This is a genomic window from Xanthomonas euvesicatoria (assembly GCF_013112235.1).
In the GTDB taxonomy this organism is placed as follows: Bacteria; Pseudomonadota; Gammaproteobacteria; order Xanthomonadales; family Xanthomonadaceae; genus Xanthomonas; species Xanthomonas euvesicatoria.
The window spans coordinates 794,969-818,659 of sequence record NZ_JABFFS010000001.1 but is presented as its reverse complement, the minus strand read 5'-3'; the positions used below and the strand labels follow the sequence as shown (position 1 = coordinate 818,659).

Sequence of the window (23,691 nt, the reverse complement as noted above, 5' to 3'; positions counted from 1 at the left end):
CAAGATTTCCGTAATGCCCGATAAGAACTAAAAGGAGCGCAGAGCATATGAATTCCGAGCTAGACCGGTGCAGGCAAAAACGAAGACTGCAGAACTGCGAAGCTGCATTCTTCATCGCCGCCACTTCCTCGACGATCCAAGCCATCGGCAACAAGCGCGAGCGTGCTCAGGAACAGCGTTAGGAACACTTTAATAAAAAATCGGATCAGGTTCGGTTTAGAAGTGAATCTGACCCCGTCTCCCGGTCCAGGAGCGTTACAGGATTATTTTCAAGCATGACGATGCGCTGATGGAACTAGTGATGATTCGGTTTGCCGCGGTAGTGAAACGGAACGAATGATCGATGCGATTTTGTCGAATTCTTTGTTTCCCCAGATTTTCGGGATTTGGTGACGCCTAATCGGATTGGAGAACTGTGATGATTGACACCAGTGGCAGAAGGCGGTGGCTTTGCTATCAGTCGAATTTTTTAAAGACAGGGTGCCTGCAATGAGGATCCTATTCTGGAATGTCCAGCGGCTTGGTACTGGAACGCCAGGCAGCAAGCAAAAAATAATGGAGCAAGTTGTCGCTGAGGCTTTCCATCTGCACAACGCAGAATTTGCTGTCCTATGTGAAGTTACAAGCGACCTTGAGCTTGGAGGTGTGGCCATCAACAAGCAAGTAGTCACTGCTAAGCGGACCGCAAAGGGGACCAAGGCTCAGCTTGGCTATGCAGCTATCGATGATGACCTCGATGAAAGTGTATTGATGCGCTTTAATCCTCCAAGCTTCAGGGACGTTTTCGGGACTTCGCCTTGGAAAAAAGGCGGAGGTGAATTCACGAAGCAAAGCAAGCGTCATGTTGCGTGTCTGGGGGCTTTGAACGGGATAAGTTTGTATGTTTACCATGCCAACGCTAGCGGGAAGGCGGCCTTTTTAGTTGGGTGGGTAGCCGAGGCACTGCATCAGCTGCACAACGGCTCGTTTGTGTTAATGGGAGATCTGAATTGTGAGCCCGCAGGTCTCATCCTCGCCATGCAAGAGAGTGGTTCCGATCTTAATTATTTCAATGTTGCTTTTAATGGAGACACGCATAACGCCAAGATTGGAGTTTCCAAGACGTACGATTATGCAATCTCCGGAAGCAATGTTGCGACCAATGTTGAAGTGCTTAATATTGCTCCCGCAGTGGCCAACTTTTCTAAAAGCATCAACCCGCTCGACGACATATCAGATCACTGTCCAATCATTGTGACGTTCTGAAAGCCATTTGTCAGCAATGTGCCGGAACGAACGAAAGTGCAAAATAGGTAACTGGTATCACAAAGCCGGGGTAACCGGGCCAGGCTAACCTATCGGTCGACAACAGCGACTTGAGATGCCGACGAGCCGCTGAATGCCCGCAAAAAGATGCGTCTATGGCCGCTGTGCTTGCGCGTCGGCGGAAACTGCAGTTCTTTGCACTTCCATCGCCGGCCAGAGTTGTGTCCGGCGCAAAAAAAAAGGGCTGCATGCGACATCGGTCAGCGAGCACTGTGCGTCTGCTTGGCGCTGCCATCGGCAATGTGCCGGGTTCATGGCGGTCCAAGCCGGTCCAAGCCGGTCTGTAACAAGCCGCCAGGCGCGCTTTACCCGTCTTCGTCACTGAAGAAGAGAACGCGTGCTCCAAGAGACAACGCTTCGTTCTCCGCTATCGGTAAGCTATGCCGTTTGGGGGGAGGCGTAAATGAAAATAAGTCTTGCGCTGGTGATGTGCGTATTGTCGTTACCGGCAGCGGCGCAGTCGGCCTACAAGTGCAGCGATGCAAAGCTGGGGACCGTTTACCAGTCCACGCCGTGCGCCGACGGCGCCGAGCAGAAGCGTTGGAACAAGCAAGCCGGGCCGGCTCCGACCGCAACGGTTGCGGCGACGCAGGCAGGCCCGAACACGGCGTCTGCCACGGGCCAGGAGTCAAACCTGGGCTTACGCCTGATCAGCTACAAGCGCCAGCCGAGCCCGGAGGCGTGTACGCGCGCCACCCATGTGCGCGACAGCGCCCGCGCCGATACTACGATGCGTGGCGATCCGGATTTCATGCAGGCTCTTGAGCGAGCGGTCGTGCAGGCCTGTCGCTAGCAAGGGTGTTCAAGTCGCGCATCTGCAATCAAGGCACGGCAAGGAAGATCGATGCAAGGACGTGAAGGGGCTTTTTCCAAATGGTGCGAGTTGCTGATCGTGGTGACGATCGCCTTCGGTCTGCTGATCTGGTCCAGCCTTTCGGCGGTGGCGCGCGATGCCATAGAGCCGGTCTTCTCCGACGCTAGCCTGTGGGGCATGGTGTTCTACGAACTGCTCGTTCTGGCGATCCTGCTGCCAGTGCTGTGGTTCCGCGGATGGAGGCCGCAGTCGCTGGGGCTGCAGTGGCAACTACGCGACTTGGCGGCGGGACTCGGCTTGCTGGCGGTGTGTCTGTTGCTCACCTATCCACTGACGCTGTTGAACTGGAGCTCGGGGAGCAACACGAATCCATTCGATGCGATGGTCGCCGGGCGGCTGTCGATCGCGGCTGTGCTGGCGATCTCGCTGATCAATCCGATCTTCGAGGAAGTATTTGTGTGCGGTTACGTGATCCGCGCGCTGGAGCCGCGCTATGGCCCTGCAGTTGCGGTGAATGTCAGCGTGGCGGTCCGCGCCTCGTATCACCTGTATCAGGGTCCGATTGGTGCCATCAATATCTTGATGTTCGGGTTGATCCTGGGCTGGTGGGTGGCCCGACGCGGGCGGCTGTGGCCGGCGATCCTGGCGCATGGCGCGCTGGATTTGCTGGGCTTGATGGCCTACACCTGAGTGGCCTGGCGTAGCCGCGATGCCGCACACTTGACGCTTAACCGAACACAGGACGAAGCAATGGCACGGCGATATGGATGGAGCGGGATGCTGGTGTGGCTGGCGGCGTTCGGCGCGATGGCGGCCGGCCCGATGCCCGGCGAATACGGCACCAAACAAGGTTGGGGCAGCCTGCAGGTCAGCGACAAGGGTGGGGCGCGCCACTTCGAGATTCTCGCCGTGGGCGCCAACGGCCACACCTGTTCGCTGGAGGGCACGCTGCAAGGCGACAAGGCGGAAGTGCGCGATGCCAGCGACACGCCTTGCAAGCTCGCGTTCAAGCCGGTGGCCGGTGGCTTCAGCATCGCCGCACTGACGCAAGACAGCTGCCGCGACTACTGCGGCATGCGCGCCAGCTTCGAAGGCGACTATCTGAAGTTGCCTGCCGGCTGCACCTCCGCGGCCAGCAGCCGACGACGTGAGGCGTACCTGCGCGACTATCGCGGCAAGCGCTATGCCGAAGCACTCGCCGGCATGCAGGCGTTCGCGGGCGAGTGCGGCGAGTTTTTCAACTGGCTCGATCGCGACCGCTTCGCCAACGACCGCGCGCTCACCCTGCTGCGCCTGAACCGTCCGCAGGAGTGCCTGAAGGCGCTTGATCAGACCATGGCCGGTCGCAGCCGCGACGAGGCCTCGTTCCAGGCGGAGATGGACAAGGACAGCACGATGCTACCGCCAAGCGACTGGGATGCGTACCTGCCCATCGCCAAGTCCACTTGGTTCAATCGCAAGCTCTGCGAGGCGGCCAAGCGTTGAATGGGAGATGGCTTGCCTTGCTGCACGCAGGGAAGCCCTTGCGCGCGGCGTCGCACGGAGCGTCGCTCGTGGTTGATCAACGTGATGTGCAAGAGAGTGGGCGCTTGCAGCCGCGCGCGCTGGTACTCATAACAGTATCGCCACTTCAGCCCGCGAAGGATGGACAATCGAGTTCATCGTTGGATTCTTGCCAATACGCAGTCATGCCGTTCCCGATCGTCCATCGCCGCAACGCTGCGGCTGATCGCACTAGAGCGTCTTGCCTAGCGAGATGACCTGGAGCCCGCTGCAGACAGAACCACCATTCTCGATCTTCGCAACCGGCTGAAACCCGTTACCTTGCCGCGTAACTACTGCCGAGCGTCAGCGCGGATCTGTCCCGAAAGCGCCGGCATCTGCGGTGCTGTTTGATCTTGGATGTGGCGCCGGAACTGCACGAAGTTGAAAGCCCGTGCACGCATGGAGTACGGGATTTTAGGCGGTACGCAATTGCGGAGCGTTGCAGAAGTACGCCATCGCGCGCTGCGAGGATGCCGGCCGAAGCCTCGTCGTGATTGCCGCAGACAAGAAAAGCGGCGCCAGACCGACGCCGCTCCGTTGCAGTGGTAGAACCGTTCGCTCAATTCTTCCGGTAGATCACCCCAAGCTTGTCGATGGCATCGCCGGCGCGGCCGGTGAAGCCGGCGATATGCCAGCCGGTGGGGGCGGTGAGGGTATAGCGCTCGCTGGTCGGGGTGCCGGCGGCGATGCTGCGGCCCTGGTTGGTGGTCAGGCTGAGCGAGAACAGCCGGGTGCGGCCGTTGTACTGACCGAGCGTGACGGTGGCCGCGGTCAGCGTTTCGCCGCTGCGCAGGGCCAGGGTGGTGGCGGTGCCGCCGCTGCCGCCGTGGGCGAGCGTGGCGCCGTTGTCCAGGCTGGCGGCCACTGCATCCAGGCGTTCGGCACCGCGCAGGGTGACACTGCGCAGCTGGCGCTGGTGCGCGCCGCCTGCCACGTCGTTGAACGGTACGCCATGCGGTCCGCCGAAGCTGTCGCTGGTGCGCACGTCGGTGCCCACCGCCCAGCCGAACTGCGTGTACAGCGGATAATGATCCGACAGCGGCTTGCCGGCGCTGTCGTAGAAATTGCCTGGGTCGAGCTGGTAGCGATTGGCGGCCAGGGTCAGCTGCGGCGCGGCGCGGTACAGGATCTTGTCCACCACCTCGCAGGTGTTGGTCGGCGGCGTGCCGCATAGCAGCGGCGCGGCGCCGGCGGCCGGGGCGGTGCCCTTGATCAGTTCCACCCACGGATCGATCAGGTTGTTGCTGGCGATCAGTTCGCGGATGTTGTCTTCGCTGCGGGTGTAGCGGGTGTTGGAGTCCATCATCACCAACACCGCGTTGCCGGCCGACCAGGTGCCGATGAATTGCGACAACTGGCTGATGTTGGCGCGGCGGGCGGCCAGGTCGGCAGTTTCGGTACCGGCATTTGGATGGGCGTTGTAGACGTCCAGCAGCACGCCGTTGTCCAGCCGCAGCTGCATGTAGCTGAAGCCCTTCGGCGTGAGGCAGTCGGTGCCGTTGCACTTGTCCCATGTGACCCGGGTGAAGTCGTTGAAGGGATAGTTGCTCAGCGTGTTGAGGCCATCGCCGATGGCGGCGCCGCCACTGGTGGGCGTGCGGTAAGGATGGTTGTCGCCGGCGTAGAGCGCCGCGTGGTAGTTGAAGTCTTCCTGCACGTGGACCAGCGCATACGGCGCCAGTTTCGGTGCCAGCAGCGGCGTATTGGTGGCGGGGTTGCTGCTGGAGATGCCCTCCGGCAGGCCAGCGACGTTGTAGGTGAGCACGTCGAGGACGCCGACGCTGGATTGGGCGTGGGCGACACCGGCGCAGGCCAGGGTCACACCGATTCCGACGCTGAGCAGAGAACGCAGATGCTGAAGCATGATGACCTCGTGCGGTTGGGGAACAGCGGATGGACGCGACGCGTTGGGCCCAGCGCGTCGCGTGGAGGGGGATCAGTGGTCCATGGCGAGCGGGTCGAGTGCGGCCTGGACGATGCGGGCGAACTGCGGCAGTGGGCAGTCGTACGCCGGCGTGGCGGTGCTGCAGCCGGGAATGAAGATGGCCGCGCTCGGCGGCGGTGCCTGCAGCGTCAATGGCACGCGTTCGCGCAGCTGCGTCAGGCTCTGCGCGGTGTAGCGCAGGCGGAGGACGCGCTCACCGTCGGCACGCCGCCAGCGCTCGAACACCAGCGCGCCACCGGGTACGGTCTGGTTCGGTTGGTAACCGGGCAACTGCCAGTGCAGATCGAGCATGCCGGCCAGCAGGGTCAGGGTGCCGTCGTGGCCGGACACCACCACCAGGCGCGCAGCGCCGCCGATGGCGTCGGCAGAGGAGGCTGCATCGCTACCTTGCTGCAGGGTTGCCAGCAAGCGTGCGGCCAATGGCGTGCTGGCCAGGCGGGCCACAGTGGGCGTGCGCAACCGCAGCGCGAATTCGGCCTGGTGCGGGGCGAACACGCGCAGCAGCGTTGCTTCGTCCAGGCCTTGCCAACCGAGTGCAGCGAAGTCCTGTCCATCGGCCCAGCCCATCAGCAGGCTTTCGGTGATGCCTGAGGCGGCTGCGGCAGGTCCATCGATACCGGGAATCGACGGGCCGGCATCGTCCAGCCCGGCCGGTACCGTGGTCAGGCGCAGCTTGCCAGGCGCGGCCTGGGCGGGGCAGGGGCGTTGCGCGCATTGCAGCAGCAGGTGTTCAAGCGTGTCGATCGCATCGGCCTGGGCGGTGTTCCAGGCCTGCGCATCGCCGCCGATGCGGCCGGCGATGGCCGCCTGCATGCGCGCATGCGCTTCGGGTCGACGCAGCGCCGCGGTGCCATCGAACAACACATCGGAGCTGCCAGCCGGCACGCCGTGCACCGGGTTGGCACAACCAGGCGTCAGCGTGCTGGCCAACGCTTGCGCCGAGGCAATGGTGCGTTGGGTGCGGTTTGCCCAGTAATAGGCCTGGTTGCAGCCATCACCGTTCAACAGACCAAGCGCGGTGTAGCGGGCGCGGTAGTAGTCGCCGAACAGGCGCTCCAGCTGCGCGCCGTTGGCGGTGAGATGACCAGCCGGCACGGCAAAATGTGGCCATGGATGCAGCGAATAGCGGCCCAGCTGTTCGGGGCTGGACATCGCCGCACGCACGCCATGGCGTTTGAGGATCACCACCTTTTCCAGCGTGTCGGGCGCCGCGTCGGTGGCGTGGGCAGGGCAGAGCGGTACGAGCGCGAACCCGAGCAGGGCGGTGGCGCGGCGGCAGAAACGCAGAAGCATCGGAAAATCCAGTGCGAATGAAACGGTGGGGCGAAAAGAACGGCGCAGCACAGTGACGGCCGCGCGCGAGGGCGACGACCGCCAGCGAAGCATGCAGGCGCGCTTAGAACCGCGCGCGCAGACCCAGCGACCAGGTCCGGCCGTAATCGGTGTAGCCGCCGAACAGGTGATCGCCGACGTATTGCCGCTGCACCTGGCCGGTGAGATTGATGGCGTTGACGAACACCGACAGGGTGTCGTTGACCTTCCAGGCCACGTTCGCATCCAGGCTGCCGAAGGCATCGCTGTTGAGCGTGGCGACATTGGCCGTGCCCACCGCGTTGACGATGTTGTCGCTCCAGCTGTAGCTGGCGCGCGCCATCAGCGGGCCCTTCTCGTAGAACAGCACGGCGTTGTAGGTGTTCCTGGCCACGCCTTCCAGGCTGTCGGTGAAGCGGCGCGTGCCGTCGCGGTAGGTCGCCTGGCTGTCGGTGAAGGTGTAGTTGAGCTGCATGCCCAAGCCGTCCAGCGGCGCCGGCAGGCCGGTGAACACCTGCTGGTAGGCCAGCTCCACGCCCTTGACGCTGGCCTGGCTGCCGTTGGTCTTGGACGAGAGCAGGTAGGTCTGGCCCTGGTAATCCAGGTAGGACAGCTGGGTCTGGATGAAACTGGAGATGTCCTTGTAGAACACACCGCCGGTCAGTGCCGAGGTGCCGTCGATGTACCACTCGAAGGTCAGATCGTACTGCCAGGCCTCGAACGGCCGTAGCGCCGGGTTGCCGCCGCTGGCGGTCAGCACTTCGCCACTGGAGTTGAAGGTGAGCTTGGACGAGAGGTCGGTGAGATCCGGGCGAGTGATCACCTTGGCCGCGGAGGTCCGCAGCACCATGTCCTCGCGCACGTCCCAGGCGGCGTTGAACGAGGGCAACGCGTTGGTATAGCTGCGCTCGAAATGCACTGGCTGGGCGGCGCCGTCGAGATCGGCATGGCCATCGGTGGTCTGCTCGGTGCGCACCAAGCGCACGCCCAGGTTGCCGCGCAGATCGCGCCCGGCCAGCGCGCCGCCGAAGTCGGTCATCGCATATGCCGAGCCGATCTTCTCGCGCACCTTGTAGGAATTCTGCAGGTCGGCACTATTGGGCGTGCCGCTGAGGTCGGTGGCGGTGGGCCAGTCGCCCCAGAACGGCGCCTCGATCGGCGCCAGCCACTGCCGCGGCAGTGTGCCCTTGCCGTCGACCAGCATGTCGCTCACGGGCAGCGCGGTGAAATAGCTGCCCGGAAAACGTACGCCGGCGATGCGGTTGAGCAGCAGGTCGGCACGGTCGTAAGTGCGCGAGCGCTCGCGATACTTGGCGCCGAACTTGATGTCGCGCAGCCAGCCATCGCCGAGCGTGCGCTTGGCGTCCAGCTGCAGTGCGTCTTCCTTGTCGCGCGCATCGATCTGCCGCCATTCCAGCCGGCGCCCGCTGACGCTGGCCGGGTTGGTCGGATCAAAGCCATTGGTGAAGCTCCAGTTCGGTACGTTGTCGTCGTCGGCCTGCGGCATCTCCACGCGCATCGACAGGTTGCTGGCGCTGCGCAGGCGCGTGCGGCGGATCGGGTCGGAGTCGTAGCTGTGTGCCTGCGAATGGAATGCCACCGCACCGAGTGTCCACAGATCGCCATTCCAGGTGCTGGACAGGCGTGCGCTGCGGTTGTCGTCGGTGATGCCGGAGGTTTCGCGCGACACCTGCACCTGGCCATTGCGATAGTCGAAGCCGGTCACGCCGCCGTGGTCCACCTGCAGGTTGCTCATCTTGGACACACCGTCGAAGCCCACGCCCAGGCTGTATTCGTCGTAGTGCACCGTCTGCTTGGCATACAGCAGGTCCAGATTGGTTTCCCAGGCAGCACTGGGGCGCCATTGCAGCGAGGCGGCCACGCCGGTGCGCTCGCGCTGTTCCAGTTCCAGCGTCGGGCGCAGGCCGGTGGGCAGGTAGGACGCACCCGGCGCACCCGGCACGCCATTGGGGTAGTAATCCCAGCTCACTTCGTTGACGCGGTCCTGGCGCAGGCTGCGCTGGGCATACGCACCGGACACCAGCATGCCGAAGGTGCCCTCGGTATTGACCCAGTTGAACAGGCCGGACACGCGCGGGTCGTTGGCATGCGTGCGTTGCGCCTGGCTGGATTCCAGCGAGGTGTTGAGCAAGGTCTTGCCCAATTCCAGCGGGCGGAAGGTGCGCACATTGACGATGCCGCCGATGGCGCCTTCATCCAGATCGGCGGTGGGGCTCTTGATCACGTCCAGGCCGGAGACCAGTTCCGCCGGCAAGGTGTCGTAGCGAAACTGGCGGCCGGTCTGGCCGGAAGTGCGCACGTTCTCGTTGACCGCCATGGTCTGGCCGTTGAGCGTGGTCACCTGGAAGTTGGGGCCCAGGCCGCGCACGCGCACGTACACGCCTTCGCCGCGGTCGCGCACGATCGACACGCCTGGCACGCGCTGCAAGGCTTCGGCCACGTTCTGCGCCGGCAGCTTGCCGATGTCTTCGGCGGCGATCACGTCCACCACGCTGTCGGCATAGCGCTTCTCGCGCAGCGCGGCACTGAGACTGCCGGCATAGCTGCCTAGCACCTGGATGCTGTCCAGTTCGCGCACCGGTGCGCCGGCGGCGGCCGGGGTGGCGGTGGTGGCTGCGGCAGGCGGCGTTGCCGCGGGCGCATCGCTCACCGTCTCGGCCGGCTCGATGGTCACCGTGGTCGGCGTCAGGTAGCGATAGCGCAATCCGGTGCCTTGCAGCAGTTGCTGCAAGGCCTGCTCTGGCGCGGCGCCGGCGCTGGTGCCGCGACTCTGTTGCTCGGCGCCAACGCTGGCCGCATAGACGAACTGCAGGCCGGTCTGGCGCGACAGCGTATTGAGCGCGCGCGCCAGCGGTTGTGCGGGAATGGCGTCGACTGCGACGGGTGGCGTCTGGGCGCCGGCAGCGCCGGCATGCAGGGCGAGGGCAACGGACAGGAACAGGCAGCAGCGCATCATCACTTCCAGGCAGAGGGAGAGGGGCGTCGCACCGATCCACGCGGATCGCTGCGGCGACTACCCCCTCTACGAGGTGCGACGATCCGAGTCGGGCACCGTTTTTCGATGAATTTTCTGTGACACGTGCAAGGGCGATGGCGTGCGCGTGCCGTGGCTGCGCGCAGACCGGTGGTGCGCGGGAAAAAGCACGTTGCCCCTCCGATCGCCGATCGCGTCGATCGTTGCGTTACGCGGCACCATGCGGCGTAACGCGTGCGCCTAGATCGAATACGCCGATCCGGATGCCAGCCATTCGCTGCGCAGATGCGTCGGTGCCAATACCCGATGCAAACAGGCATGGCCGTGCGACACCGCGGCGTGTCGGCCAATGGCAAGCACACGCCGGGCAATGCCGTGGTGCCTGCCGTGCGATTTCTGCGCGCACGTTAGCGCCAGCGTGTCGGTCGCGTCGGCCGCGTGCGCTACCGGTCGGTAGTCGCCGGTGGTGCACCGCCGACGATGTGCAGCGCATCGGCGTGTTGTTCGAGCCGCAGGCCGGGCTGCCGTGCAAGAAACGCGCGCAGGCCGGCGAGATCGTCGCTACGCAGATTGCCGGTCAGGCGCATTGCGCCGGCGCGCGCATCGTCGATGTGCAGCTGGATGCGATTGAGGCGATTGAAGTCTTCGGCCACGTTGCGCAACGGCTCGTCGCGAAACACGATGCGCTGCTGCTGCCATGCATGCATGGTGGCGACATCTTCATTGCTCAATGCGAGCTGGCCGGCCTCGTCGATGCGCGCGCTTTGTCCTGCGCCAAGATTGGCCAGCATCGGCTGCGCCGGGCGGTCGGCACGCCAGACATGCACGCGACCGGCAGACACGTCGATGCGTGCCTGCTGCCCATGCAGCGCAATGTCGAACGCGGTGCCGATGTCTTCCACGCGCAGGTCCAGTGCCCGGACCTGCAGCGGGCGCCGGTCCGCTGCGACAGCGAAGCTGGCCTGGCCCTGCAGCAACTGCAGGCGGCGCGACCACGGCGTCATGGTGGCCTGGATGCGCGTGTCCGCATTGAGGAACACCACGCTGCGGTCGGACAGTTGCACGCGGCGTTGTTCGCCATGCGCCGTCGCATAGGTCGAGGTGTGCGGCCAGGCCCAGCTGCCGAGCACCGTCAGCAGACCGAGCATGGCGGCCAGACCGACATGCCAGTGCGGCCGGCGTGCCGCCGACTGCGAGCGAGCGGTTCCCCTTGCAGCGACGGGATGCCGTGGCGGCAACGGCAGTGCGATCACGTTGCGCGCCATCCCGGTGTCGTGTCGGCGGTCGGCCTGCAGCAGCGCGTCGACATCCAGCGCCATCGCATCCAACGCCTCACCGAGCGCACCGGCCACCTGCGTCACTGCCAGGTATTCGCGCACATGCGCCGGCGAGGCGGTCAGCCAATCCATGAAACGCGCCTGCTGGTCGGCATCCAGCGGCTGCATGCGTTGCAGCGCATGCCAGTGCGCCGCTTCCTCGGTCAGGCGGCGCGCCGCCAGCGACGCGACGCTCACCACCATTGCGCTCCCTCGTCGGCCAAGGCCTGTCGACAGGCCGACAGGCCACGCACCACGTATTTCTTGACCATGTGCGAAGACACACCCAGGCGTTCGGCGATCTGTTTGTAGCTGAGGCCATCGCGATACTGCATCACCAGCACCGCGCGCACGCGTTCGGGCAGCCCGGCCAGCACGGTCTGCAGGCGTTGCTGGCGCTGTTGCCGTTGGGCGCTGTCTTCGACATCGTCACCGGCCACCAGCCGTTGCGCGAACTGTTCCATGTCCTCGATACGCAGCGGCGCCTGCTTGCGCCGCACCGCCTGCTCGCGCGCCAGATTGACCGCCACCGTGTACAGATACGCTTCCGGGTTGGCGATGGCCTGGCCCGGCTGCTGATGCGCACGCAGCAGGCGCAGATAGGTTTCCTGGACCAGGTCTTCGGCGTCCTCGTTGGCCCCGCGGCGCACGAAGAAGCCGCGCAGCACCGGGCCATGTTCGGTGAACAGACGTGCCCAGGCGCGCTTTGGATGTGCCGACACCCCGACCTCCGGCCGATTGCAGGGGCGCAGGCTAGCGGCGTCGTATGACGTGGCGGTGACGCGTTGGCTGCCGATGACGTGGCGGCGGGCACGCACGACCGGCACCAGGCCCATGCCTGCCCATGCAGCCGCCGCGACCCGAGACCGCCGCGTCCTGGGACCGCGCCCTGCCGGGGACAGGCTGGGCGTACCTGAGGCGGACCCGGCTGCCGGCGGCACCCTCGCTACCTGACTGGGCTGCTCCGCGCTGTCGGGGCACGGTGATCGGGGGCCGATTGATTATCGGCGGCGTGTTCCGCGTCGGTGCCAATGCGGGATACTGCGTGTCCACGCAGGCGAGATGGGCTTGGATGTCCGAGCTGCCGATCACCGAGTTGTTGCAGGCCTGGCAGCGCGACGAACCCGGCGCGGGCGACGCCTTGGCGCGTCAGGTCTATGACGTGCTGCGCGCCACCGCCATGCGCGAGCTGCGTCGCGACGGGCGCGCTGGCTTGCAGGCGACCGAGCTGGTGCACGAGGCGTGGATGCGGCTGGAACAGGGCCAGCAGGGTTTTCGTTCGCGGGCGCACTTCTATTCGGTGGCTGCGCTGCAGATGCGCCACCTGTTGGTGGACCTGGCGCGCCAGCAGGCCAGCGCCAAGCGGTTGGGGCAGGCGGTGACGCTGACCCTCAGCCTGTCCGACGGCGCCGCACGGCCGGAGGCATTGACGCTGGTGGCCGATGCCTTCGACAAGCTGGCCCAGGTGGACGAGCGCAAGGCCCGTGCATTCGCATTGACCGAGCTGGTGGGCTTCAGCGTGGCCGAGGCCGCCGAACAGCTGGAGGTGTCGGTGCCGACGCTGGAGCGCGATCTGCGCTTTGCCAGGGTGTGGCTGGCGGCGCAGCTGTGAGCCTGGCCGCCACCGCGTGGCAACGTCTGGAAGCCTTGTTTCATCAGGCCTGCCAGTTGCCTGCCGCCGAGCGCGAGGCATTTGCGCGCGCGCAGGCCGGCGACGACGCCAGCGTGCGCGACCAATTGCTGGCGATGCTGGCAGTGGAATCGCAGGCCACCTTGCGCGTGCGGGCGCCGTTGAAACAGGCCGCCGCCGCATTGCGTGCGCCGTTACCGGAACTGCCGGCCGGCACGCGCTTCGGTGCCTGGGCGATCGATCGCCTGATCGGCGCCGGCGGCATGGGCCAGGTGTATCTGGGCCACCGTGCCGATGGCGCGTACGAGCGCGAGGTGGCGATCAAGCTGGTGGCCGCCGATGCGCTGGATGCGCAGGGCCGTGCACTGTTCGAATTCGAGTGCCGGCTGCTGGCGCAGATGGTGCACCCGGCGATCGCGCAGATCCACGACGTGGGCACCGATGCCCACGGCCAGCCGTACCTGGTGATGGAATACCTGCGCGGCGAGCCGATCACCTGGTGGTGCGACCAACACCGCCTGTCGCTGCATGCGCGCGTGTTGCTGATGCTGCGTGTCAGCGAGGCGGTCCAGCACGCGCATCAGAAGGGCGTGATCCATCGCGACCTCAAACCCAGCAACGTACTGGTCAGCGAGATCGACGGGCGGCCGATGCCAGGGGTGATCGACTTCGGCATCGCCATCGATGCGACCAACCCGGGGATGACCTACGCGCACGATCGCGGCACGCCGGGTTACATGAGCCCGGAGCAGGCACGCGGCGCGCCGGATGTGGATGCACGCAGCGATATCTATGCCTTGGGAGCGATGTTCTACGAATTGAGTTGCGGGCTGGCGCCGGTGGCCGGGCGCGACGGGGTGCCGCAGCCGCCGTCGCAGCGGCTGGCAACAGTGCCGGCCGATGCGCGTGCACGCATCTGCGCGGCGCGCGCGACCACCTACCAGAAACTACACGAGCACCTGCGCGACGGGCTGGATGCGATCGTATTGCGCGCGCTGGAGCCGCAGCCGGGCGCGCGCTACGCATCGGTGTCCGCATTGCTGGACGATCTGCATCGCTGGCTGGACGGCTACCCGCCGCGCGCCCTGCAGGCGAGCCGCTGGCTGCGGCTGCGCAAGTTCACCCAGCGCCATCGCAGCGGCGTCGCCGCCGCCGGCCTCGCTGCGATTGCCGTGGTCGCCGGGCTGGGGGCCACGCTGTGGTCGCTGCAGCAGGCCGCGCGCGATGCGCAACGTGCGCAGGTCACCGGCGATTTCATGAGTTCGGTGTTGTCCAGCGTGGACCCTGGCGTGGCGCGCGACCTGGACAAGACCCTGATGCTGCGCGTGCTGCAGCAGGCCTCGCAGCGTGCGGCGCGCGAATTGGCCGACCAGCCCGATGCGCGCACCCAGGTGGAACTGACGCTGGGCCGCACGCTCATTGCGCTGGCCAATTTTGCGCAGGCCGTGGAGCATCTGCGCATCGCACAGACCCTGGCGCAGCAGACTGCCGGTGCGGGCAGCCTGCCGGCCTTGAAGGCCACGTCCATGCTGGGCCAGGCGCTCACTGGCGACGGCAAACCAGGCGACGCCGAGCGCGTCTTGCGCCAGGGCATTGCGCAGGCAGCACGCGGCGATGCGCAACAGCAGGCCATGGGCAACGAGCTGCGTGCCTGGTTGGCGTGGGCCCTGCGCGAACAGGGCCGCATGCGCGATGCGTTGGCAGAGAGCCGGCATGCCTATGTCGCCGCGCTGGCCAATGCCTCCAGCAGCGCGGACCAGCGTATCGACGCCGGCAACAGCTACGCCGCCATGCTGGCCGATAACGGCCAGCTGGTACCGGCGATCGCCTTGCAGCGCAGCCTGTTGCGCGAGCGCATGGCCATGCACGGGCCCGAGCATCCATTGGTGGTGTCGATGCGCAACAGCCTGGCAGTGTTCCTGCTGATGCAGCGCGACTTTGCCGGTGCCGAAGCCGAACTCGTCCCGCTGCTGCAGGTCGCACGCGCGTTGTATGGCGAGAGTGCCGCCGACACCTTGATGGTCGAAGGCAACCTGGCCGGCGCGTTGCGCCAGCAGGGCAAGCTGGCCGAAGCCGGGCCGTACTACCGCAGGACGCTGGAGCGCGCACGCGCGGCCTTCGGCAACGATGCACCGGCCACCATCGCCTATCGCAGCAACCATGCGTTCTGGCTGCTGGACGACGGCCAGGTGGAAGCATCGCTGGCCGAACAGCGCGCCGCGCTTGCTGCCTCGGAGCGTGTGCTGGGGCGCGCGCATCCGCAAACGGCCGAGATCCTGCGCGGCATGTCCGAAGCCGAGCGCAGGCTGGGCCAGACCGTGGCGGCGCGCGACCACGCGCAGCAGGCCTTGCAGATTCTTACCGGCATTTTCGGCAATGCAGACCAGCCCCTGCGCGCGGCGCGCCAGACCCTGGCGTTGGCGACGCCGCCGGTGGATACCAGCGAGGCACAGACCACCACCTCGGTGGCGCAGCGCTGAGACGAATTGTCGGGTGACCGCTGCGGCCTGGCGGGATAGTGCCGTGCATGGCCACGACCGAAGCGTGCCGATGCAACCTGCCGCGCGCCTGACCGATTTGCATGTCTGCCCCATGGTGACCGGGGTGGTGCCGCATGTGGGCGGGCCGATCGTCAGCCCCGGCGCGCCAACGGTATTGATCGGCGGCCTGCCGGCGGCGCGGCTGGGCGACATGGCCGTATGCGTCGGCCCGCCGGACAGCATCGTGGCCGGCGCACCGACCGTGTTGATCGCAGGCCAGCCGGCCGCGCGACTGGGCGACAGCACCGCGCATGGCGGGGTGATCACCCTGGGCTGCTTCACCGTGCTGATCGGGTGAGTACTGCGTGGCGGCTGGTGGCCGGTGGCAGGCCGCCGCCAGTTGTCTGCCCATGGCGCGCATGCGCCGGTACTCGAGCCTGCCGGCGCCCGCGGCGATGCCAGGCGGTGGCCGCCCGGGCGCATCGGCACCACGGTCGGGGTGTTGGCGGCTCGTTGCAGACATGACGCCCTGCCCCTGCGCGCTCACATTCGTACCCGCACCACCGGTTGCCGTGTCCTTGGAGAAGCTCATGCAAACTGCGCCCCAGCCACATACCGAGCCACTGCAGCAGGCGATCGCCGCGCACCGCAGTGGCCAACTCGAACATGCCGCGCAGCTGTACACGCAGCTGCTGGACGATCAGCCCGCGCATGCCGACGCGCTGCATTACCAGGGCATCCTGTTGCATCAGCGCGGCAACAGCGCCGCGGCGGTGGCCTCCATCACCCAGGCGTTGACGCTGGCGCCCGCGCAACCGGATGCCTGCAACAACCTGGGCAACGTGCACCGCGAATGCGGCCGCCTGCGCGATGCCGAACACTGCTATCGCCGCGCACTGGCGCTGGCGCCTGCACATGCCGATGCACTGGCGAATCTGGCAGCGGTGCTGGAAGCGCAGCGGCGCAGCGAAGAAGCCTTCGTCACCTACGCGGCGCTGTTGCACACCTATCCGCAGTCCGCGCATGCGCATTACCTGCTCGGCCTGTTCCTGCGCAACAACGCGCAGGCCGCCGAGCATCTGCAGCAATCGGTGCAGTGCCTGCAGCAGGCCTGCACGCTGGCACCGGACCACCTGCACGCCCGCGAGGCGCTGGGTACCGGGCTCTACCTGTTGGGCGAGCATGCGCAGGCGCAAACGGTGTATCGCGACTGGCTGGCGCTTGAGCCGGGCAACCCGGTGGCAACGCATATGCTGGCGGCCTGTGGCGGCGCCGAACCGCCGCCGCGTGCCGGCGATACCTATGTGCGTGAACTGTTCGATGGCTTTGCCGACAGTTTCGACGAACAGTTGCTGCATCACCTGGAGTACCGCGCGCCGCAACGGCTGACCGAGGCACTGGCGGCCTGCCTTGCGCCGCCGCATGCGGGCCTGCGCATGCTCGATGCCGGCTGCGGGACCGGGCTGTGTGCGCCGCTGTGGCGCCCGTATGCACGTCAACTGGTGGGCGTGGACCTGTCGCCTGGCATGGTCGCCAAGGCACGCCAACGCGGTGGCTATGATCGGCTCGACGTGGCCGAACTCACCGCGTACCTGCACGCGCAGCACGCGCAGTGGGATGTGATTGGCTCGGCCGACACCTTGGTGTACTTCGGCGCGCTGCAGCCGGTGCTCGCTGCCGCTGCCGGCGCGCTCACGCCAGGGGGCGTGCTGGGTTTCACGGTCGAAGCGCTGGACGAGCCGGACGACCGGGTGGAACTCGATGCCAGCGGGCGCTATCGGCACAGCCATGCGCACGTGCGCGCCGCATTGCAAGGCGCCGGTTTGCAGCCGATTGGGTTGGAATTGGACGTGCTGCGCAGCGAACGCGGCCAGCCGGTGCATGGCTGGGTCGTGACCGCGCGCACGCCTGGGCCAGCATGAGACGAAATGTCGGCTTTGCTGCACGCACGCATGTGAGCATGCGCGTGACAGTTGCCGTGCCTTTAGCCGCCTGCCGTTGCACGCGCGGGCGCAACGCGGCGCCGTCGGTCAGCGCAACGTGCGTTGCCCCATCACCTGTGGATGCTTCGATGCCGCGCACCATCACGCTGCACTCCGACCTTGGCGAGCGCCTGCTGCTGCATCGCATGCAGGCCAGCGAAGCGTTGGGGCAGCTGTTCGACTACCGCATCGATGCGTTGTGCACCGAACTGCAGCCCAACCTGCGTGATCTGCTTGGCACGCCAGTGGCGGTGCAACTGGCCGATGGCGAGGGCGAACAGCGCTGGTATCACGGCATGGTGGCCAGTTGCGCGCACAACGGCTACGCCGTGGTCGATGCGCTCGATTACGCCGTGCTTGAACTGCAGGTGGTGCCCAAACCCTGGCTGCTGACCCAGCGCCGCGATTGCCGCATCTATCAGGACATGAGCGTGCCGGAGATCGTCACCAGCGTGCTGGGCGAGATCGGCTACGGCGATGTGCAGCAGCAGTTGAGCGCGCAGTACGCCAAGCGCACCTACTGCGTGCAATACCGCGAGGACGATTTCAGCTTCATCAGCCGGCTGCTGGAACGCGAAGGCATCTACTACTACTTCACCCATACCCGCAGTGCGCATACGTTGGTGCTGGCCGATGCACTGGGTGCGCATGCAACGAAAAACGGCGTGGACAGCCTGCCCTATGTGCCGCCGGGAACCGATGACCGGCGCCTGATGCGCTCGGTGGTGAGCCATTGGCGCAGTGCGCGCGGCGTGCATTCCAGCCAGCATGGCAGCACCGACTACGACCCGCTGCAGCCGCGTGCATCGCTGGCCGCCGATGCCGATGCCGGCGGCGAACAGTTGCACACCGTCGATGGTCTGATTGCCTTCGACTACCCCGGCGCGCATACCGTGCAGGCCGACGGTCGTCGCTACATGCAGGTACGCACCGAGGCGCACAACGTGCAGCGCGCCAGCCATGCAGCCACCACCAATGCCTGCGGCCTGATGGTCGGTGCCTTGTTTCGCTTGCGCGGGTTTCCGCGCGCCGAACTCAATCAGGAATATCTGGTGCTGTCGGCGCACACCACGCTGGCCGCGCCCGAACACGGCAGCGGCGAGCCGCCGTTTTCCAGCAGCGTGCAGGTGATGGAAAGCCGGCTGCCGTTCCGTAGCCTGCAACGCACCGCAACGCCAACCATTGCCGGCCTGCAGACGGCGGTGGTGACCGGCGACACCGACGAGGACATTGCGGTGGATGCGCATGGCCGCGTGCAGGTGACCTTTCACTGGGCCACTGCGGCACGCCCGCATGCCGCGCCGTCGTGCTGGGTGCGTGTGGCTTCGATGTGGGCGGGCAAGGGCTGGGGCGCAATGAGCCTGCCGCGCGTGGGGCAGGAAGTGGTGGTGAGCTTTCTGGAAGGCGACCCGGACCGCCCGTTGATCGTGGGCAGCGTCTACAACGGCGACCATGCGCCGCCGTTTTCCTTGCCCGATAACAAGACCCAAAGCGGCGTGCGCAGCCGCAGCCTGCTGGGCGGCGCTGCCGATTTCAACGAGTTGCGTTTCGACGACAAGGCCGGCGCGGAAGAACTCTACCTGCGCGCGCAGCGCGATTTGCGCGAAGAGGTGCAGCACGACCACACCAGTACCATCGACAACGATCGGGTACTGGCGGTCAAGCACGACCGTCGTGCGCGGATCGACAACAACGACAGCGTGGAGGTCGGCAAGAAGCTGCTGCTGAAAGCCGGCGAAGAGATCGAGTTGGTGACCGGCAGCGCGCGGCTGGTGATGAAACACAACGGCGAGATCGTGTTAAGCGGCATCAAGATCCTGGTCGATGCCAGCTCGGAGGCCAAGATCACCTCCACCGCCATCAAGCTGTTGGCCAATGCACAGCTGCAGGCCAAATCGCCGGCCACCGAGGTGGCTGGCGATGCCACGCTCAAACTGACCTCCGGCGGCATGCTCAGCGCCGAAGCCGGTGCCTCGGCCACGCTCAAGGGCCCGCTGGTCAGCATCAAGGCCGACGCCTTGGTGCAGGTCGGCGGCGGCCTGATCATGATCGGATGAGCGCGCCCACGCTCTCGCTGGCGCAGGCCTGTGCGCAGATGCAGCTGTCTGCGCCGGCCTGCGCACAGCTTAGTACGCCGATCACGCCGCAGGCGGCGGTCAGCGCGCTGCTGGCCAGCGGTCATGGCGAAGATGCCATCAAGCTGCTCGCGCGCCTGCTGCCCAAGCGCTACGCGGTGGCCTGGCTGTGCCAATGCGTGCGCGGCGAAACCCTGGACGAGGAAGACCGCGCCGGCGCGGCACTGGCCGAGAAGTGGGTGCGCGAGCCCAGCGAGGCGCATCGTCGCGCCGCGCAGGCATTTGCGCATGCCGGCGATTATGTCTCGCTGGGCGCGTGGCTGGCTGCGGCAGTGGCCTGGTCCGGCGGCAGCCTGGCGCCGCCGCAACAGACCACGCCGGTGCCGCCGGCCGACCATCTCACGGCGCGCGCGGTGGCCGCGGCCATCACCTTGCTGGCCGCGCGTGAGCCGGCGCAACTGGAGGCGCGGCGCAGCGGCTATGCAGCGCATGCCATGGAGTTGCTGACCAGTGTGGGGGCGCCATGAAGTTGACTAATTGTCGGAGTGGCGATCCGCGCGCGGCACATCGTGGGCGCGGCATCGGCGCCAACTGCGCGAGACGCAGCTGGTGTTCCAAAGCATGGTTGGATGCGGCACACACGCCAAGCTGCAGCACCAGAAGAAGCCTCGGTGCCGAACCGACAGCGCGGGGGCGCACGGCGATCAGCTTTTGCGACTGTGCTCCAGCGCAGGCGATGTCCGTTTGCCGCATGCACTCCACCGGCAATGACGCACGCAGCGTTTTCTGCCGACATACACCCATGCCAGTCGCACCTTCCGATCACCGTATGCAGGAGTCCATGGCGTGTCCAGTTCGCAGTTGATTCCCACCGTCAGCGGCGCGCAGGCCGCGCAGTTCGGCGCCAGCGCGCAGAAGCGCTTTGCCGGAACCGGCGGCAGCATCGGCCGCTCCGACGAAAGCGATTGGATCCTGGCCGCGCCCGGTGTCTCGCGCACGCATGCGGTGGTGCGCTTCCTCAACGGGATGTATTTCATCGAAGACCGCAGCACCAACGGCATGTCGCTCAACGGCACTGCGCTGACGCGTGCGGACCCGTCCGCGCTCAGCGATGGCGACCGCCTGCAGCTGGACAGCTTCGAGATCCAGGTGCAGGTCCAATCGCTGGCCGCAGCATCGCCGGCAACACCGGTATTCGACCCGCTGCCAGATGCGATGGACGACCGCACCCAGGTTGCGCCACCGCCGTCGACGTTGCGTGCCCCCTCCGCCACAGCGGGCTTCGATCTGCTGGAGTTCGGCACGCCGCCTGCGGCGCGGCCTGCGGTGGACGCAGTGTTGGACGATCTGCTGCTGGGCGGCGCATCCCGCGAGCTGGATCCGTTGCGCCTGCTCGACCCGTTGCCTGCGCCGGCGCGCGATGCCAGCCCCAGCGCGTGGAATCAGAGCAACGCCCGCCACGACCATTTCCGTCCGCCGGCCAGTCCCGATGCACGTGCCACCTTGCCGGAAAACTGGGACATGACGCTTGGCGATTTTGCGCCACCCGCGCCATTGCCTGCGGTATCGCCCATGGCCGCGCCGGTGGCTTCGCCATTCACGCCGCCGGCGGCGCCGGTTGCAGCCGCAGCATCGGCGGCAACGACGGTGCCGCCGGAGCTGGATCGCATCTTCGCCATCGTGGTCGACGGCGTCATGGACGTGCTGCGTGCACGCGCAGAGATCAAGAACACTTTCCGGCTGCCGGTCACGGTGATCCAGCGCTCGGAGAACAATCCGCTCAAGTTCGCCGCCACCGCCGAAGATGCGCTGCAGAAGTTGCTCGCACCGCCAAGCGCGTCGTTTCTGTCCGGCGTGCCAGCGTTCGAAGATGCCTTCGACGATATCCGCTGCCATCAGATGGCGATGCTGGCCGGCATGCGCGCGGCCTTCGACGCCATGCTGTTCCACTTCAGCCCGGACCGCCTGGAGCAGGAAGCCGACGCCGGCGGCAAGCGCCTGAGTTTCGGTGGCAAGGGGCGTTACTGGGAGCGTTACCGCGACAACTTCGAGCAGCTACGCAGCGACCCGGACGAATGCTTCCGTCGCCTGTTCGGCGATGAGTTCGCGCGTGCCTACGAAGCGCAACTGGCGCGCCTGAAATCGGCACGGCGGCAGCCGGCGGGGCGCGGGATCTAGAACGCTTCATCCAATCGCATCCCGTCTGCACGGGCACACCGGCGGCGTTGCCGGCGCGCTATTCAGGCAGAGTCTTGACGAACTCGATGAAGGCGCGCAGCGCCGGCGGTGTGAGGGTGCGATTGGGGTAGTACAGGTACGGGCCCTGGAATGGCTGCCACCACGGGCGCAGGATGGGTTCAAGCACACCTGCGTCGAACTGCGGCTGCAGCCATTGTTCGAACAGATGCAGGATGCCGCTTCCGGCGATCGCCGCCTGGATCGCCAGCTCGATCCCGCCGCCGATCTCCACCAGCAATTGCCCCTGCGGAACGATGGTGACCACTTCACCGTCGCGCTCGAACTCCCACTCTGCAATGACGCCGCTTGGGAAGCGCCCGCGGATGCAGTCGTGGGCAACGAGTTCCCGCGGGTGGGTGGGGCGTCCGCGCCGGTCCAGGTAGCCTGGCGCAGCCGCCGTTGCGATGCGTTGCACGCGCGGGCCGATCGGGATGGCCACCATGTCCTGCTGCAGCCGTTCGCCATAGCGGATGCCGGCGTCGCAGCGTGCGGCGATCACGTCGACAAAACTTTCTTCGGTCAGGATCTCCAGCGTGATGTCCGGGTACGCCGCCATAAACGCCGGCAGGATCCTCGGCAGCACCAGGCGCGCGGCACTGACCGGCACGTTCAGCCGCAGCGTGCCGGTCGGCGTATCACGAAAGGCGCTGACCACCTCCCTGGCGTTCTCCAGTTCCAGCAAGGCGGGCGCGATGCGTGCCAACAACGCATTGCCTGCATCGGTGAGCACCACGCTGCGTGTGGTGCGGTTGAACAGCCGCACGCCGAGCGATGCCTCCATGCGCTTGATCGCATCGCTATAGGTCGATGCGCTCACACCCGCGCTCTTGGCGGCTTCTCGAAACCCTCCCGCGCGCGCCACGCGCACGAAAGCCTCCATGTCTGCCAGGTGACCGCTCATTGTTCGGCAATCCGTACGGCCCGTCCGCTTTGTGCCGGATTGTCGCACAAGGGTGGCCTACGTACAGTTCCCTTGCGCCGCGGCAGCGGCCACGTAGTCGCCGCAGCGCACGTCCCGCGTTGCTTCTTGCTTCTTCAAGCCACGCGAAAGATCCCGTCGCAATCTCGGCGTGTCCCAACACACGCGGCGGTTTGGCACATCACCCGGATACACACCAAAAGGATTCCCATGAACAGCGGCAAGCCCCTTGGCGGCACATTGACCCTGCCCGGCACCACCCTTGCCATCAATCGGATGGGTTACGGAACCATGCAGTTACCCGGACCGCATGTCTGGGGACCTCCGGCCGACAAGGCATCGGCCTTGTCGGTGTTGCGCGAAGCAATCGCCCTGGGCGCCAACCACATCGACACCGCGCAGTTCTACGGACCCGATGTGTCCAACGCACTCATCCGCGAAGCACTGCATCCCTATCGCAGCGATCTGGTCATCGTGACCAAGATCGGTTTCAGCCGTGGCCCCGATGCTTCGTGGAATATCGATGTGTCGCCTGCAAGCCTGAGGCGGCAGGTGCATGAAAACCTGCAGAGCCTCGGCCTGGAGACACTGGACGTGGTCAACGTAAGGCTGGGCACGGCAATGGACACCGACGAGCGTTCGATCGCCGAACCGGTCGCGTGCCTGGCCGAGCTGCAACGCGAGGGCCTCGTACGCCACATCGGCTTGAGCAACGTCACTGCGCGACAGTTCGAACAAGCGCAAACACTGGCCAGCATCGTCTGCGTTCAAAACCAGTACAACCTGGTCAAGCGCGACGACGACGCCTTCATCGAGATGCTCGCGCAACAGGGTGTGGCCTATGTTCCGTTCTTTCCGCTCGGCGGCTTTTCGCCCCTGCAGTCGGAGCTGCTGTCGGGCGTTGCCAGGCAGGTAGGCGCGACGCCGAAGCAGGTTGCACTTGCATGGCTGCTGCAGCGCTCGCCCAACATCCTGGTCATCGCGGGAACATCGTCGGTGCCGCACCTGCGCGAGAACTTCGCATCCGCCGAGCTGAGCCTGTCGGCCGAGCAGGTCGCAACGCTCGATGGCATCGCTGCCGAGGCCAGTGGCGCTCAATAGGAAGGTGGGTGGCAACATGCCGATGGAGATCGGCC

18 protein-coding genes are annotated in these 23,691 nt (G+C 66.0%); 12 read left to right on the top strand and 6 right to left on the bottom strand.

The window, feature by feature from the left end:
* Positions 1–489 precede the first annotated feature (489 nt).
* The 4 genes from HLH45_RS03510 (at position 490) to HLH45_RS03495 (ending at position 3,604) form a co-directional block, all read left to right on the top strand.
* The gene (locus HLH45_RS03510; RefSeq protein WP_033478722.1) at positions 490–1,245 is read left to right on the top strand and encodes an endonuclease/exonuclease/phosphatase family protein; all 756 of its coding nucleotides are present in this window, start codon (positions 490–492) and stop codon (positions 1,243–1,245) included.
* A 463-nt stretch (positions 1,246–1,708) separates the two neighbouring features.
* The gene (locus tag HLH45_RS03505) at positions 1,709–2,098 is read left to right on the top strand and encodes a DUF4124 domain-containing protein (protein WP_008573278.1); all 390 of its coding nucleotides are present in this window, start codon (positions 1,709–1,711) and stop codon (positions 2,096–2,098) included.
* Between the two features lie 51 nt (positions 2,099–2,149).
* The gene (locus tag HLH45_RS03500; protein ID WP_008573281.1) at positions 2,150–2,809 is read left to right on the top strand and encodes a CPBP family intramembrane glutamic endopeptidase; all 660 of its coding nucleotides are present in this window, start codon (positions 2,150–2,152) and stop codon (positions 2,807–2,809) included.
* Positions 2,810–2,869: 60 nt separating this feature from the next.
* Positions 2,870–3,604 (top strand): hypothetical protein, encoded by a 735-nt coding sequence (locus tag HLH45_RS03495; protein ID WP_077708919.1) that lies wholly within the window; start codon positions 2,870–2,872, stop codon positions 3,602–3,604.
* Positions 3,605–4,223: 619 nt separating this feature from the next.
* On the opposite strand, the gene HLH45_RS03490 is transcribed toward HLH45_RS03495, so the two are convergent.
* The 5 genes from HLH45_RS03490 to HLH45_RS03470 form a co-directional block, all read right to left on the bottom strand.
* Positions 4,224–5,528: a jacalin-like lectin gene (locus HLH45_RS03490; protein WP_008573286.1), complete on the bottom strand. Its 1,305-nt coding sequence runs from the start codon at positions 5,526–5,528 to the stop codon at positions 4,224–4,226.
* Between the two features lie 72 nt (positions 5,529–5,600).
* Positions 5,601–6,902 carry a histidine-type phosphatase gene (locus HLH45_RS03485; RefSeq protein ID WP_008573289.1) on the bottom strand — a complete coding sequence of 434 codons (1,302 nt, stop codon included), beginning with the start codon at positions 6,900–6,902 and terminating at the stop codon, positions 5,601–5,603.
* A gap of 103 nt (positions 6,903–7,005) precedes the next feature.
* On the bottom strand, positions 7,006–9,897 hold the full coding sequence (locus HLH45_RS03480; RefSeq protein WP_008573291.1) for a TonB-dependent receptor: 2,892 nt from the start codon (positions 9,895–9,897) through the stop codon (positions 7,006–7,008).
* A 461-nt stretch (positions 9,898–10,358) separates the two neighbouring features.
* Complete coding sequence (locus tag HLH45_RS03475) at positions 10,359–11,435, bottom strand: FecR family protein (RefSeq protein WP_008573293.1); 1,077 nt, start codon at positions 11,433–11,435, stop codon at positions 10,359–10,361.
* The gene (locus tag HLH45_RS03470; RefSeq protein WP_014091409.1) at positions 11,426–11,953 is read right to left on the bottom strand and encodes an RNA polymerase sigma factor; all 528 of its coding nucleotides are present in this window, start codon (positions 11,951–11,953) and stop codon (positions 11,426–11,428) included. Before HLH45_RS03470 ends, HLH45_RS03475 begins: the two co-directional genes overlap by 10 nt.
* Before the next feature lie 350 nt (positions 11,954–12,303).
* Between HLH45_RS03470 and ecfK the strand changes: the two genes are divergently transcribed.
* The 7 genes from ecfK (at position 12,304) to tagH (ending at position 21,576) form a co-directional block, all read left to right on the top strand.
* The gene (gene ecfK / locus HLH45_RS03465) at positions 12,304–12,843 is read left to right on the top strand and encodes an ECF-type sigma factor EcfK (protein WP_014091408.1); all 540 of its coding nucleotides are present in this window, start codon (positions 12,304–12,306) and stop codon (positions 12,841–12,843) included.
* Entirely contained in the window at positions 12,822–15,341 is a 2,520-nt protein-coding gene (locus tag HLH45_RS03460) for a serine/threonine-protein kinase (protein ID WP_008573299.1), read from the top strand. Before ecfK ends, HLH45_RS03460 begins: the two co-directional genes overlap by 22 nt.
* A 43-nt stretch (positions 15,342–15,384) precedes the next feature.
* Positions 15,385–15,699: a PAAR domain-containing contractile injection system baseplate protein gene (locus HLH45_RS03455; RefSeq protein ID WP_014091406.1), complete on the top strand. Its 315-nt coding sequence runs from the start codon at positions 15,385–15,387 to the stop codon at positions 15,697–15,699.
* 232 nt (positions 15,700–15,931) lie between these two features.
* Complete coding sequence (locus HLH45_RS03450; protein WP_033478723.1) at positions 15,932–17,263, top strand: tetratricopeptide repeat protein; 1,332 nt, start codon at positions 15,932–15,934, stop codon at positions 17,261–17,263.
* Between the two features lie 149 nt (positions 17,264–17,412).
* Entirely contained in the window at positions 17,413–19,380 is a 1,968-nt protein-coding gene (locus tag HLH45_RS03445; RefSeq protein ID WP_008573304.1) for a type VI secretion system Vgr family protein, read from the top strand.
* A complete protein-coding gene (locus tag HLH45_RS03440; protein WP_008573306.1) occupies positions 19,377–19,925 on the top strand; it encodes a DUF6931 family protein in 549 nt (182 codons plus the stop codon). Before HLH45_RS03445 ends, HLH45_RS03440 begins: the two co-directional genes overlap by 4 nt.
* Positions 19,926–20,244: 319 nt before the next feature.
* The gene (gene tagH / locus HLH45_RS03435; RefSeq protein WP_008571959.1) at positions 20,245–21,576 is read left to right on the top strand and encodes a type VI secretion system-associated FHA domain protein TagH; all 1,332 of its coding nucleotides are present in this window, start codon (positions 20,245–20,247) and stop codon (positions 21,574–21,576) included.
* Positions 21,577–21,634: 58 nt separating this feature from the next.
* Here tagH and HLH45_RS03430 read toward each other — a convergent pair whose 3' ends face one another.
* Positions 21,635–22,516: a LysR family transcriptional regulator gene (locus tag HLH45_RS03430; protein WP_033478595.1), complete on the bottom strand. Its 882-nt coding sequence runs from the start codon at positions 22,514–22,516 to the stop codon at positions 21,635–21,637.
* A 249-nt stretch (positions 22,517–22,765) separates the two neighbouring features.
* Here HLH45_RS03430 and HLH45_RS03425 point away from each other — a divergent pair, with 249 nt between their 5' ends.
* Positions 22,766–23,656, top strand: a complete 891-nt coding sequence (locus HLH45_RS03425; protein ID WP_008571956.1) for an aldo/keto reductase family oxidoreductase — start codon at positions 22,766–22,768, stop codon at positions 23,654–23,656.
* The last annotated feature ends 35 nt before the right edge of the window (positions 23,657–23,691 follow it).